At 64.4% G+C, this 12,491-nt stretch carries 13 protein-coding genes; 9 read left to right on the forward strand and 4 right to left on the reverse strand.

Annotated features, from left to right (window positions below; genetic code table 11):
• Positions 1 to 338: 338 nt before the first annotated feature.
• The 7 genes from IV500_RS15360 (at position 339) to IV500_RS15390 (ending at position 8,004) form a co-directional block, all read left to right on the forward strand.
• The gene (locus IV500_RS15360) at positions 339 to 1,121 is read left to right on the forward strand and encodes a hydroxypyruvate isomerase family protein (RefSeq protein ID WP_196397692.1); all 783 of its coding nucleotides are present in this window, start codon (positions 339 to 341) and stop codon (positions 1,119 to 1,121) included.
• A 161-nt stretch (positions 1,122 to 1,282) separates the two neighbouring features.
• Entirely contained in the window at positions 1,283 to 2,188 is a 906-nt protein-coding gene (locus IV500_RS15365) for a 2-hydroxy-3-oxopropionate reductase (protein ID WP_196397693.1), read from the forward strand.
• A 92-nt stretch (positions 2,189 to 2,280) separates the two neighbouring features.
• Positions 2,281 to 4,071 (forward strand): glyoxylate carboligase, encoded by a 1,791-nt coding sequence (gcl, locus tag IV500_RS15370; protein WP_196397694.1) that lies wholly within the window; start codon positions 2,281 to 2,283, stop codon positions 4,069 to 4,071.
• A 9-nt stretch (positions 4,072 to 4,080) separates the two neighbouring features.
• Positions 4,081 to 5,286, forward strand: coding sequence for a glycerate kinase (locus tag IV500_RS15375; RefSeq protein ID WP_196397695.1), 1,206 nt, complete (start codon positions 4,081 to 4,083; stop codon positions 5,284 to 5,286).
• Positions 5,225 to 6,613: an allantoinase AllB gene (gene allB / locus IV500_RS15380; RefSeq protein WP_376770214.1), complete on the forward strand. Its 1,389-nt coding sequence runs from the start codon at positions 5,225 to 5,227 to the stop codon at positions 6,611 to 6,613. Before IV500_RS15375 ends, allB begins: the two co-directional genes overlap by 62 nt.
• 124 nt (positions 6,614 to 6,737) lie before the next feature.
• Positions 6,738 to 7,589, forward strand: coding sequence for a patatin-like phospholipase family protein (locus IV500_RS15385; RefSeq protein WP_196397697.1), 852 nt, complete (start codon positions 6,738 to 6,740; stop codon positions 7,587 to 7,589).
• A 76-nt stretch (positions 7,590 to 7,665) separates the two neighbouring features.
• Entirely contained in the window at positions 7,666 to 8,004 is a 339-nt protein-coding gene (locus IV500_RS15390; RefSeq protein ID WP_196397698.1) for an antibiotic biosynthesis monooxygenase family protein, read from the forward strand.
• A gap of 111 nt (positions 8,005 to 8,115) precedes the next feature.
• Here IV500_RS15390 and IV500_RS15395 read toward each other — a convergent pair whose 3' ends face one another.
• Genes IV500_RS15395 through IV500_RS15405 form a run of 3 tightly spaced genes read right to left on the reverse strand, consistent with a single transcriptional unit; the run spans position 8,116 to position 9,745 of the window.
• Positions 8,116 to 8,568, reverse strand: a complete 453-nt coding sequence (locus tag IV500_RS15395; protein ID WP_196397699.1) for a hypothetical protein — start codon at positions 8,566 to 8,568, stop codon at positions 8,116 to 8,118.
• A gap of 43 nt (positions 8,569 to 8,611) precedes the next feature.
• The gene (locus IV500_RS15400; protein ID WP_196397700.1) at positions 8,612 to 9,223 is read right to left on the reverse strand and encodes a hypothetical protein; all 612 of its coding nucleotides are present in this window, start codon (positions 9,221 to 9,223) and stop codon (positions 8,612 to 8,614) included.
• A 39-nt stretch (positions 9,224 to 9,262) separates the two neighbouring features.
• Entirely contained in the window at positions 9,263 to 9,745 is a 483-nt protein-coding gene (locus IV500_RS15405) for an SRPBCC family protein (RefSeq protein ID WP_196397701.1), read from the reverse strand.
• 155 nt (positions 9,746 to 9,900) lie between these two features.
• Between IV500_RS15405 and IV500_RS15410 the strand changes: the two genes are divergently transcribed.
• Both IV500_RS15410 and IV500_RS15415 read left to right on the forward strand, forming a co-directional pair.
• Positions 9,901 to 10,770 carry an aldo/keto reductase gene (locus IV500_RS15410; RefSeq protein WP_196397702.1) on the forward strand — a complete coding sequence of 290 codons (870 nt, stop codon included), beginning with the start codon at positions 9,901 to 9,903 and terminating at the stop codon, positions 10,768 to 10,770.
• Positions 10,771 to 10,820: 50 nt separating this feature from the next.
• On the forward strand, positions 10,821 to 11,522 hold the full coding sequence (locus IV500_RS15415) for a type 1 glutamine amidotransferase domain-containing protein (RefSeq protein ID WP_196397703.1): 702 nt from the start codon (positions 10,821 to 10,823) through the stop codon (positions 11,520 to 11,522).
• 122 nt (positions 11,523 to 11,644) lie between these two features.
• Here IV500_RS15415 and IV500_RS15420 read toward each other — a convergent pair whose 3' ends face one another.
• The gene (locus IV500_RS15420) at positions 11,645 to 11,896 is read right to left on the reverse strand and encodes a hypothetical protein (protein ID WP_196397704.1); all 252 of its coding nucleotides are present in this window, start codon (positions 11,894 to 11,896) and stop codon (positions 11,645 to 11,647) included.
• Positions 11,897 to 12,491: the final 595 nt, after the last annotated feature.

Here is a 12,491-nt window from a genome sequence, read left to right on the forward strand (position 1 = left end):
CATTCAGGTCAACAACGAGCACCCGAAACCCCTGATCTGGGTCGCGACCGCAGACTCCATCCTGGAAAAAGTCGCCCGCGGCCGCGTCGCACTCCAAGCCATCAAGCAAAACTGAGACACACCACTAGGTGCCGCTAAACCACCATTTTGGCGGCACTTAGCGTCCTTTCGTCCGTGCATGCTCCCAAAACCGTCGGCGTCAGCCTTCCGGGGGTTGACGGCACGCGAGGACAGCCCTAGACTTTTCATTAGGCAAGATATAATTTTCATATAGTGAAAGTAGTAGCGTTAGAGCGTTGACGCTGCATCACTTACTACGCTGGCGAAGGATATCCACAATGACGTACGCAGTGAACTGTTCGATCCTCCTGACCGACCTGCCTCTGCTGGAGCGTCCGGCCGCGGCCAAGGCAGCAGGCTTTGACGCCGTCGAATTCTGGTGGCCCTTCGCCGAATCGGTTCCGGCGGATGCAGAAGTCACCGCGTTCGAAAACGCCATCACCAACGCAGGCGTCCAGCTCACCGGCCTGAACTTCAACGCCGGAAACATGCCCGCCGGAGACCGCGGACTGGTCTCCTGGAAGGGCCGTTGTTCGGAGTTCAAAGACAATATTGACGTCGTCGCCGGCATCGGTGAGCGGCTGGGCTGCAAGGCCTTCAACGCGCTGTACGGAAACCGAATGGCAGAGTTCACGCCGGAGGAGCAGGATGAGCTCGCAGTGAAGAATCTCGTCGCGGCGGCCCAGGGCGTGGCCAGGATCGGCGGGACTGTGCTGCTGGAACCCGTCAGCGGCGCCGAGCTTTACCCGATCAAGACCGCCGCGCAGGCCATGGACGTGATCGGCAAGGTCCGTCATGCCGGAGCAGAGAACATCGCGCTGCTGGCGGATTTCTACCACCTCTCGGTTAACGGTGATGACGTGGATGCGGTAATCGCGAGCTACGCGAAGGACTTCGGGCACATTCAGATCGCGGATGCCCCCGGCCGCGGCGCACCGGGCTCGGGTGAGCTCCCGCTCGGTGACTGGATTGCCAAGAGCCGTGACCTCGGCTTCGACGGTTACATCGGACTCGAATACAAAGCGGACACGGACGAGGCCTTCACCTGGCTGATCCGCTAGGCGACCATCCCCGCACGCCAACACAACGACCCACCTCCATCCCAGCCCGCACCGCACATCCGCATCCCAACTAGGTAGCACTTACGGCACTCAAAAGCACGAATGAGTGCAACAACTGCTACCTAGTTGGGGAGACACCCGCAGACCAAAAGGATTTCATCATGACAAACGTTGCAGTTATCGGACTCGGCATTATGGGCCTGCCCATGGCCACCAACCTGGTCAAGGCCGGCTTCACCGTCACCGGCTTCAACCGCAGCCAGGACAAGATTGACGCCCTGGTCGAGGCGGGCGGCGAAGGCGCCACCAGCATCGCCGACGCCGTGAAGGATGCCGATGTTGTCATCACCATGGTGCCGGACTCCCCCGATGTTGAGGGCGTAGTGTCCGGCCCGGACGGCGTCTTCGCACACGCCAAATCCGGTGCGTACTGGATCGATGCCAGCAGCATCCGCCCGGACTTCAGCGTCCGCCTCGCCAAGGATGCCAAGGAAGCCGGCGTTAAGCCCCTTGACGCACCGGTTTCCGGCGGCGAGCAGGGCGCCATCGACGGAGTACTCTCCATCATGGTCGGCGGGGAGGCCGCGGACTTTGACGCCGTCGCTGACGTACTCAACGCCGTCGGCAAGACGATTGTGCACGTGGGCCCCTCCGGTTCCGGGCAGACGGTCAAGGCAGCGAACCAGCTGATCGTGGCCGGCAACATCGAGCTTCTCGCTGAGGCGATCGTCTTCCTGGAGGCCTACGGCGTGGACACGCAGGCGGCCCTGAAGGTCCTCGGCGGCGGCCTGGCCGGCTCCAAGGTGCTCGAGCAGAAGGGGCAGAAAATGCTGGACCGCTCGTTTGAGCCCGGCTTCCGCCTGCAGCTGCACAACAAAGACATGGGTATCGTCACCTCCGCCGCCCGTGAAGCCGGGGTTACCATCCCGCTCGGCGCCCTGGTTGCACAGCTGGTCGGCTCGATGGTCAATCAGGGCGACGGTGGCCTTGACCACTCGGGCCTGTTCAAGCTCGTCGAGCAGCTCTCCGGCAAGTCCGGCCCTGCCGGCTCCGCCACAGCTAACTAGTCCTCCACCGCCGGAACACCGGCAATAGCCATTCACAGAATTCCCCCGACCGGCGCGTAGCGCCGGCCGGGGGACACCAGAAGGAGAATCCCATGTCCAAGATGCGCACAGTTGATGTTGCGATCGCAATCCTGAAGAAGGAGGGCGCCACCGAGGCGTTCGGCCTGCCGGGTGCTGCGATCAACCCGTTCTATTCAGCCATGAAGGCCGACGGCGGCATCCGCCACACGCTGGCCCGTCACGTCGAGGGTGCCTCGCACATGGCGGACGGTTACTCCCGCGCCGCCGACGGCAACATCGGCCTCTGCCTGGGTACCTCCGGTCCCGCCGGCACCGACATGATCACCGGCCTTTACGCCGCCTGGGCGGATTCCGTGCCGATCCTGTGCATCACGGGCCAGGCACCGGTGGCCAAGCTGCACAAGGAAGACTTCCAGGCCGTGGACATCTCCTCCATCGCCGCGCCGGTGACCAAAATGGCCATGACAGTGCTGGAGCCTGGCCAGATCCCGGGTGCCTTCCAGAAGGCGTTCTACCTGATGCGCTCCGGCCGTCCGGGCCCGGTACTGCTGGACCTGCCCTTCGACGTGCAGATGGCGGAGATCGAATTCGACATCGATGCCTATGAGCCCCTGGCCGTGTCCAAGCCCAAGGCCAGCCGCCGCCAGGCCGAAAAGGCGCTGGACATGCTCACCGCTGCGGAGCGCCCGCTGATCGTCGCCGGCGGTGGCATCATCAATGCCGGCGCCTCCGCACAGCTGGTCGAGCTGGCGGAACTGCTCAATGTCCCGGTCATCCCGACGCTGATGGGCTGGGGGATCCTCCCCGATGACCATCCGTTGATGGCCGGCATGGTGGGCCTGCAGACCTCGCATCGCTACGGCAACGAAACCATGCTGGCGTCCGACTTTGTGATCGGCATCGGCAACCGCTGGGCCAACCGCCACACCGGCGGCATCGAGACGTACACCAAGGGCCGCAAGTTCGTGCACATCGACATCGAGCCCACCCAGATCGGCCGCGTCTTCGCCCCGGACCTGGGCATCGTCTCCGACGCCGGCGCCGCTTTGGACATGCTGCTGGAAGTGGCCCGCGAGCGCAAAGCCGACGGCCCGTTCCCGGACTACAACCCCTGGGTCAAGGACTGCTCCGCCCGTAAGGGTGCCCTGCAGCGCAAGACCCACTTCGAGAACATTCCGATCAAGCCGCAGCGCGTCTACGAGGAAATGAACAAGGCGTTCGGCAAGGACACCACCTACGTTTCCACCATTGGGCTGTCGCAGATCGCCGGCGCGCAGATGCTGCACGTCTTCGGCCCGCGCCAGTGGATCAACGCCGGCCAGGCAGGCCCGTTGGGCTGGACCGTACCGGCAGCGCTCGGTGTGGTGCGCGGCAAACCCGACGAGACCGTCGTCGCCCTCTCCGGTGACTACGACTTCCAGTTCATGATCGAAGAGCTGGCCGTGGGCGCGCAGTTCCAGCTGCCCTACATCCACGTGGTGGTGAACAACTCCTACCTGGGCCTGATCCGCCAGTCGCAGCGCGGCTTCAAGATGGACTTCGAGGTTTCCCTGGCGTTCGAGAACATCAACTCCACTGATTCTGCTGCGACCACAGCGGGCTACGGTGTGGATCACGTCAAGGTTGCCGAGGGTCTGGGCTGCAAGGCCATCCGGGTGGAGGATCCGGCGGATCTGGCCGCAGCGTTTGAGAAGGCGCAGGCGCTGATGGGTGAGTTCAAGGTCCCGGTGATCGTTGAGGTCATCCTGGAGCGCATCACCAACATCTCGATGGGCACCGAACTGGACAATGTCACCGAGTTCGAAGAACTGGCCGAGAAGCACCAGGACGCCCCCACCGCGATCATCGCACTGCTGGACTGAGAGAAAACCATGCGCATTGTCATAGCCCCGGATAAATTCAAGGGTTCACTCTCCGCGCCGGAGGTGGCCGCACATCTGGCCGCCGGTCTGCTGGCCACGGAGCCGGGGCTGACAGTGGAGCAAATTCCAGTGGCCGACGGCGGCGAGGGGACTTTGGACGCCGCCGTCGGCTCCGGCTTCGAGCTCCGGAGCGTGACGGTGGCCGGGCCGACCGGCCGGCCGATCATCGCGGACTTTGCGGTCCGCGGCCACCAGGCGGTCATCGAAATGGCAGTGGCCTCCGGGCTCGCCGTACTCCACAAGGGCGAACTGTCTGCCCTGACTGCCACCAGCCGCGGCACCGGAGACCTGATCCGGGCCGCACTGGATGCCGGTTGCACGGACATCGTTCTCGGTGTGGGCGGCAGCGCCTGCACCGACGGCGGCGCCGGCCTGCTCAGCGCGCTGGGTGTAAAACTGCTGGACGAACGCGGGCAGAAGTTGCCCGACGGCGGCGGGGCCCTGGCGCAGTTAGCGGAAGTGGGCGTCTGCGGGCTGGACCCCCGGCTGGCAGCGGCGAACATTGTGCTGGCCAGCGACGTGGACAATCCGCTGCTCGGGCCCAATGGCGCGGCGGAAATCTTCGGCCCGCAAAAGGGTGCCTCACCGGCGGATGTGCTGGCGCTGGAACACGGTCTGGAATGCTACTTCCGGCTGCTCTCCAACGCCATCGGCACGCATGCCGTCACCAGCTCCGATGCTCCCGGAGCCGGAGCAGCCGGCGGTGTGGGCTACGCCGCCCTGGCCGTCCTGGGCGCGGAGCGCCGCCCCGGCATCGACGTGGTTCTGGACTTCACCGGTCTGGACAGCAGAATTGCGGGAGCTGATCTGGTCATCACCGGCGAGGGCAGCCTGGATGGCCAGAGCCTGGGCGGCAAAACGCCGATGGGCGTGGCACAGGCCGCCGCACGCGCCGGCATTCCCGTGATTGCCGTCTGCGGCCGTACTACCCTTGATCCGGTAACACTCTCCGGTGCCGGGTTCGCCAAAACGTATGCTTTGACCGAACTGGAGCCGGATGTCAGCATCTGCATCAGGGACGCCGCCGTCCTGCTGGAACGGCTGGGCCGGCGGATTGCCCTGGACTGGGCCGAAGGTGGATCCAACACCGCCGATGCGGGCAGCACCGTACCAAGTACCCCCGATTTTGACACCAAGGAGCCCTTCAATGTTTGACCTCGTCATCCGCGGCCAGCGAGTCCTCACCAGTGACGGCATTGCCGCGCGCGAGGTGGGCGTCCGCGGCGGCGTCATTGCCGCCGTCGAACCCCTCGGTGCCGGTCTGGAAGGCACCCGCAGCATCGAGCTGGCAGCCGACGAAACCCTCATCCCGGGCCTGGTTGACACGCACGTGCACGTCAATGAGCCCGGCCGCACCGAGTGGGAGGGCTTCGCGTCCGCCACCCGCGCCGCTGCCGCCGGCGGCGTCACCACCATTATCGACATGCCGCTGAACAGCATCCCGCCGACGACGACGGCAGAGGCGTTGGCGCTCAAACGCAGTGTTGCGCAGGACCAGGCTTTCGTGGACGTTGGCTTCTGGGGCGGAGCCGTGCCCGGCAACACCGGCGACCTGCGCAGCATGCACGACGCGGGCGCGTTCGGCTTTAAATGCTTCCTGATCCACTCCGGCGTAGACGAATTCCCGCATCTGGAACCGGCCGAGATGGAAAAGGACATGGCCGAGCTGGCAACCTTCGATTCGTTGCTGATCGTGCATGCCGAGGACTCCCGCACCATTGAGGAAGCGCCCGCGACCCCGGGCACCCACTACAGCGACTTTTTGGCCTCCCGCCCCCGTGGAGCGGAGAACGTTGCCATCGCGGCCGTCATCGATGCCGCCCGACGCACCGGCGCCCGCGCCCACATTCTGCACCTGAGCTCCTCCGATGCCCTGCCGCTGATCGCCGCGGCAAAGGCCGAGGGCATCAAGCTGACCGTGGAAACCTGCCCGCACTACCTCACCCTGATGGCCGAGGAAATCCCGGACGGCGCCACCGCGTTCAAATGCTGCCCGCCGATCCGCGAAGCAGGCAACCGTGAATTGCTCTGGGCCGGGCTGCAGGACGGCACCATTGACTGCATCGTCTCCGACCACTCCCCCAGCACCCTGGACCTCAAGGACCTGGAACACGGCGACTTTGCCGTGGCCTGGGGCGGCGTTTCCTCGCTGCAGCTGGGACTGTCCCTGATCTGGACCGACGCCCGCAGCCGCGGCATCCCACTGGAGCAGGTTATTTCCTGGATGTCCGCGAAACCCGCCGCCCTCGCCCGGCTGGGATCCAAGGGTCAGCTGGCCACAGGGTACGACGCGGATCTGGTGGTCTTCGCCGCCGAGGAAGACTATGTTGTGGACGTCTCCAAGCTCAAGCACAAAAACCCGATCACGCCCTACGACGGAAAAACCCTGACCGGCCTGGTCCGCAGGACCTTTTTGCGCGGCAGCGAAGTGGACGGGAAAACGCCCACTGGAAATCTGCTTTCGCGCGGGAACGCGGGCTAGCCGGAGCTTTCCGCACCCGCCGGGGCCTTGAGCCCAGTCGTCGCCCTCTGCCGCTTTGATACCCTCAAAGCGGCAGAGGAGTTTTAACGCGACCATTCATTGTGAGTATCCGGCGAGGAGCCCCATGACCACCAGCAGATCACTCGTCCTCGGCGGCGGCGGCGTCACCGGCATTGGCTGGGAAACCGGGCTGATCGCCGGACTCGCCGATCGCGGTATCCGCCTTAGCGAAGCGGACCGCATCATTGGAACTTCCGCCGGTTCCAGCGTCGCCGCCACCCTCACTTCCGGCATCCAGGCCAACGACGCTTACCACGCTCAAATCGCGGACCGCGGGAGCGAAAGGGCCGCCAGGCTCGGCATCAGCAACCTCGCCCGTTTCCTCGGCCCGCAGCTCCTCCCCGCCTCCGACCAGACCATCGCCCGGCGGATCGGCAGTGCAGCTCTGCGCGCCAAGACCGTGAGCGAGGCCGAGCGCCGGGAAATCATCGCCCGGCGCGTTCCCTGCGCCGATTGGCCGGACACCGACCTGCGCATAACCGCCATCAACGCCAGCACTGGCGAGCGCCGCGTCTTCAGCAAAGACAGCCTTCTTGCCACCGGCGGCGTTTCTCTGGTCGACGCCGTCGCTGCCAGCTGCGCCGTTCCAACCGTCTGGCCGCCGGTTACCATCGGCACCCACCGCTATATCGACGGCGGCTCTCTCTCCGCCACCAACGCCGACCTTGCCGCTGGCTGCGACGTCGTCGTCGTCCTCGCCCCCATCGCCGTATCACTTCGGAAACGCTGGTCGGTGGCGGGTCAGCTGGCTGCGCTGGGCCCCGGCGTGCGCACCCTGCTGATCACCCCCAACGACGCCGCCAAGCGAGCCATGGGCCGCAACTCACTCGACCCCGCCTTCCGTGCAGCCGCTGCCCGCGCCGGTAAGGATCAAGCGGCGGCGGTCGCTGACGCCGTCGGCCGTCTCTGGTCCTGACGGAACGCTACGGTCCAGAGGTGCCTTCGGTGTTCGCCCGCAGGATCTTCCCAGCGTAGCCGGACATAATGGCTTCATGAGCATAGTGAAAATCAACGCCATCACCGTTCCTGCGGACAGCGGCGACGAGCTCGCGCAGCGCTTTGCCGCCCGCGCCGGTGCCGTTGACGGGCAGGAGGGTTTCGAAGGCTTCGAGCTTCTCAAGCCCGCCGACGAGCGCACCACGTGGCTGGTCGTGACCCGCTGGCGGGACGAGGAATCCTTCGAAGCGTGGAAAAACTCGCGCAGTTTCGGTGCCGGGCACGGACAGGCTGACCCCGTACAGGCCGACGGCGACACCCCCCGCCAGCGGCCTGTCGGCCTTTCCGCTGAGCTATGGAGCTACACCGTGGCCGGCGGCAGCGGCAGCCAGTAGCGGGGTGCCCGGTTTCGGGGAAACATAACGTCTCGAAGATGGGCCTGAGGGGTGGAGAACTCCAGACCGGGCCCGAAAAACAGCGCCGGTCCTTGCAGCCGGCGCGTGGACCTACTGTGCTTCCGAGGGCAACGCCTCATGGTTCGCACGCCCATGGGTGCGGCGGTCTTCCTTCATCTCTGCCTCGAAGAGGTGCCGCTTCCCGTCGACAAGCTCCTGGCGGGCCAGTTTTTCCGCCGCCTTGAACTGCGCATAATAGCCGTCGTCGTAGTCCTCGACCACCTGGAATGTCCACCGGCCGTCGATCACGTTCCGGCCCACAATCTCCTGCTCCAACCTATCCGCCAGCCCGGTGTGACCGGCTTCGCGGAACAGATCGACTGCCTCGCCCAGCGCCAGGTCCGCTTTACCGGTCAGCCGATGAAATCCGTAGAGGTAACCGCGGGCGTGTTCGACGACTTCGAGGGCCTCGGACAGTTTACCAAGGGCCGTGACGGTCGCGTCAGTCACCCCGTCCGGGCGTTGGTGGTTGGCATCGGGACCGTCGGACGCGGAATTACTCATGCCGCTTAGCATATAGCCGCAGCAACGGCGTGGTCGATGGAGGTCACGACTGCTCCATCAGCACCGTGGTCTGCACAGTTGCAACGCTGGGGCGCGACGGTACGCTGCTGAACCCGAACCTGACCGGTGGCCGGATCTGTGCCAGCCCGCCGGCGTCGCACCCGTCCCAGCTCACTACGGCCGAATCTATCCGCCAGATATCGGTGACCCCATAAAACTCCCGACGGCCGTCCTGTGCGGAACCAGCGGTCCGGACGCCGGGACTCAGCCGGGCGGCCACCGGGCTGACGGCGCGCAGCCAACCCGGGTGGACCGCCAGACGCCGCGGCAGCAGCGCAGCCGCATAACCCAGAATGGATCTGGCGCCTACATCCGCCCGGATCCGCAGTGGCCCGGCTTCAACCACCAGAATCTTCGTCTCATTCCAGGCGTCGAGGGAGGCCGTTACCGGAACCAGCAGCGTCTCATCAAAGCCGTAAGTGCTTGAAACAAAGTCGGCTATTTCAGCACTCGGGGCCAGCAGCATCCTGTGTCCGGACCGCATTTCCACCATCACATCGGCGAACGGCCCAAACGGCGACTGCGCCCACATTCCGACCACCGCGCGCAGACCGGAGGTTGTCCCCAGCCCCGCGATGCGGCCGGTAAACACCATTCGCGAGCCATAACCGGCGATGTCCTCAGGCCCGGTACATCAGTTGGTGTGGTGTGGCCCGGCCACGACTTCGGCCAGCTTCCCGAGCGAGCCCTCCAGCTGGTGCGCTTCCACCACCGGGAAGGAAATCTGCCGCAATACGTCCTTGTCCGTCACCTTGCTCCAGTCATAGGTCAGCGAGACATTAGTCGAATCCTGGGAGGTCGCTTCCAGCTCCCAGACCCATTCCCAGCCGGCCGGTTCCTTGCCCGCTTCGGCCGTCTTCCACGCCAGCAGTTTGTTCGGATCAAACCCCACCACGTGGTTATCCGTCTGGTACTCCCCGCCCATCTTGTCCCAAAACATGTTCATCGTGAACACCTGCCCAACGGCGGTGATCCGGTCCGTCTTCTCATCCGAGCGCACCATCCCCGAGCCATCGAGCTCAGCATGGTTCGCCGGGTTGCTTAGGAGCTTGAAGATCTCCTTTGCCGGGGCGTCAATTACGCGGTCAACTGTCAGTTTTCCTTCGGTTTCAGTCATAGTCCCAGCATTGCGCAGTTTGCTGATGATTTCCACTGCACCGAATTACGACGGCGTCGACCGGGCAGCCCGGTGAAGGCTCGGCTGGTGGTGGTGACGTCCGGTACACATATCCGCTCCGGAATATCGACGCACCACCCGTGGTTGCCGCCACCATGACTATTGACAACACCCAAAGCAGCCAGTCGCCGTCGACCATTGACCTCAAAGACCTCGGCACCGTGCACCGCCTGGGCTTCGGCGCCATGCGCATTGTCGGGGACGGTGTATGGGGTGAACCCGCGGACAGGCGCGCCGCCGTCGCCGTCGTGCGCCGCGCCGTCGAACTGGGCGTTGACTTCATCGACACCGCCGATTCCTACGGGCCGAACATCAGCGAGGAAATCATCGCCGAGGCCGTGCACCCCTACGGGGACACCCTGAAAATTGCCACCAAGGTCGGCTTCACCCGTACTGGGCCGGATACGTGGGTGCCGGTGGGACGCGCGGAATACCTGCGCCAGCAGACCGAGCTGAGTCTGCGCAAACTCAAGGTGGACGCGCTGGACCTGCTCCAGCTGCACCGCATTGACCCCAAGGTGGACGCCGAGGAGCAGTTCGCCGTGCTGCGCGACCTGCAGCAGGAAGGCAAAGTCAAGGCGCTGGGCCTGTCTCAGGTCAGCGTTGACGAGCTCAAGACCGCGGCCAAATTCTTTACCGTTTCCACCGTACAGAACCGCTACAACCTCACGGACAACTCCTCCGAGGACGTGCTCGATTACGCAGCAGAAAACGGCATCGGCTTCATTCCCTGGGCGCCCATTTCCGCCGGTGAACTGGCACAGCCCGGCGGCGCGCTGGATGAAGCAGCCAAGCGGCTCGGCACCACGACGGCGCAGGTTGCCCTCGCCTGGCTGCTCCGCCGCTCCCCCGTGATGATGCCCATTCCCGGCACCGGCTCGGTCAAGCACCTCGAGGAGAACCTGAAAGCAGCCGACGTCGTGCTCGATGATGCAACTTTTGCGGAGCTAAGCGCCGCGCGGTAGTCCCAATAAATTCCCACCACCGGGCTTACGCCCCGAATAGGAGAAAGATAATGGCCAACATACTCATGGTCGTTTCGGCCGCAGATCACCTCGCCATGAAGGACGGCAGCGAACACCCCACCGGCTACTGGGCGGAAGAACTCGCTGTCTCCCATCGCCTGCTGCTCGACGCCGGCCACACCGTGCACATTGCCACCCCCGGCGGCAGGAAGCCAACCGTTGATGAGGTCAGTTTGGCCCCCGAGGCCGCTGGCGGGCAGGAAAGGGCCGATGAACTGCGGTCCTACCTCGCCGGCATTGACGCGGAGCTGTCGTCGCCGCTGGTCCTCGCAGACGTCGATGCCAGCAGTTACGACGCCGTCGTTATGCCTGGCGGTCACGGACCCATGACCGACCTCTATCAGGACGCCGATCTGGGCACTGTGCTCACATCGATGGACGCAGCAGGGAAGATCATCGCCCCCTTCTGCCACGGTCCGGCAGGTCTGCTCAGCGCCGTCGACGGTTCGGGAACATTCCTCTTTGCCGGCCGCCGGCTCACCGTGTTCACCGACCACGAAGAGCTGAACGGGGGCACGGGCCCCAATACGCCGTGGCTCGTGGAGAGCGTGCTGCGCAGCAAGGGTGCCCTCGTGGAAACCGGCGCCGACTGGACTTCCCACGTGGTCCGAGACGGGAACCTGATTTCCGGCCAGAACCCGCAGTCCAGCGAGGACGTTGCCCGGCAAGTGCTGGCCGCCTTGGCCGAGTAGGGGGCGGCTGCGCTCAAAGAGCCTCTGTGCGTGCGGATCCACCGGCTGGTGGACCCGCACGCGCCCTGCCGTTCGCCGGTAACTTTGGGAGCAGCCACGACATCGTCACCCTGGCTTCGCAGCTATTCAAAATCGGCAAGAGCCCACGGCCGAAGCTTGGCGTCCAGCTCATCGAATCGGGCAGCAAGGTCGTTGAGATTCTTCCGGTAGCGAGTCGCCTGGAAAGGAATGTTCAGGCATAGGGCGTCCCACCAGACGACGTGATTGCCCAAGAGGTGAGTCGCAAGCTCTTGGTCGATCAAACGGCCGCTGAACTCCGCAGCCACTCGTTCGAAACACCACAGGATTTTGTACAGGTCCCGAGAGGGAGTCACGTTGGTCCCATTTGCGATGTCAGCAGGATATGACGACAAATCGGAAGATCCCTCTGCCAGGGATAGATACGTCCCACCCAACAGCTCCTCCCAAGACGGTCGATAGCAGTGGTTGGAGCCGCTTCGCGATCCAACTCGCCACATAAACTCCGACAGCCGATCCCGCGCTTGTCCGACCTCGCCGGACGTAATGTCTCGATGCATACCTACAGTTCGTTCAATAGCCAGCAGACTCCGCTGATAACGAAGCTGGAACCACGAGACAAAAACAGCGACCAGCACTGCCAAAAGGGCAATCGCTGGGCCCAATAACTCGGGCCAACCTAAAGTTGTGGCGTCGCGCACTGCTCTCCTAGCTAGCTGCTTGGGTGGAAACCTCCCTCTTCAGATCATGGCACGCTTGCCGCCCAAAGAACGTCTGCACGGGGCATATAACGTGCATCACCGAGCGATAGCCGCCTCCGCTGAGAACACGTCCTCGGGCATCGGCCGCCCTGCACGCACCAGAACGGAAACGCTGGCAGACACCTGCGACAAAGCTGCTGCTACTTTGGGTGCTATCCGCGATCGCCCTATTCGGCACGGCAGGCATAAA

This window comes from Arthrobacter terrae, from assembly GCF_015708085.1.
Taxonomy (GTDB): domain Bacteria; phylum Actinomycetota; class Actinomycetes; order Actinomycetales; family Micrococcaceae; genus Arthrobacter_M; species Arthrobacter_M terrae.

Bases quoted from the DNA above. Each gene is read 5' to 3' on its own strand.
- IV500_RS15360 (WP_196397692.1), top strand. From the start codon at position 339: ATGACGTACGCAGTGAACTGTTCGATCCTCCTGACCGACCTGCCTCTG.
- IV500_RS15365 (WP_196397693.1), top strand. From the start codon at position 1,283: ATGACAAACGTTGCAGTTATCGGACTCGGCATTATGGGCCTGCCCATG.
- gcl (WP_196397694.1), top strand. From the start codon at position 2,281: ATGTCCAAGATGCGCACAGTTGATGTTGCGATCGCAATCCTGAAGAAG.
- IV500_RS15375 (WP_196397695.1), top strand. From the start codon at position 4,081: ATGCGCATTGTCATAGCCCCGGATAAATTCAAGGGTTCACTCTCCGCG.
- allB (WP_376770214.1), top strand. From the start codon at position 5,225: ATGCGGGCAGCACCGTACCAAGTACCCCCGATTTTGACACCAAGGAGC.
- IV500_RS15385 (WP_196397697.1), top strand. From the start codon at position 6,738: ATGACCACCAGCAGATCACTCGTCCTCGGCGGCGGCGGCGTCACCGGC.
- IV500_RS15390 (WP_196397698.1), top strand. From the start codon at position 7,666: ATGAGCATAGTGAAAATCAACGCCATCACCGTTCCTGCGGACAGCGGC.
- IV500_RS15395 (WP_196397699.1), bottom strand. From the start codon at position 8,568: ATGAGTAATTCCGCGTCCGACGGTCCCGATGCCAACCACCAACGCCCG.
- IV500_RS15400 (WP_196397700.1), bottom strand. From the start codon at position 9,223: ATGGTGTTTACCGGCCGCATCGCGGGGCTGGGGACAACCTCCGGTCTG.
- IV500_RS15405 (WP_196397701.1), bottom strand. From the start codon at position 9,745: ATGACTGAAACCGAAGGAAAACTGACAGTTGACCGCGTAATTGACGCC.
- IV500_RS15410 (WP_196397702.1), top strand. From the start codon at position 9,901: ATGACTATTGACAACACCCAAAGCAGCCAGTCGCCGTCGACCATTGAC.
- IV500_RS15415 (WP_196397703.1), top strand. From the start codon at position 10,821: ATGGCCAACATACTCATGGTCGTTTCGGCCGCAGATCACCTCGCCATG.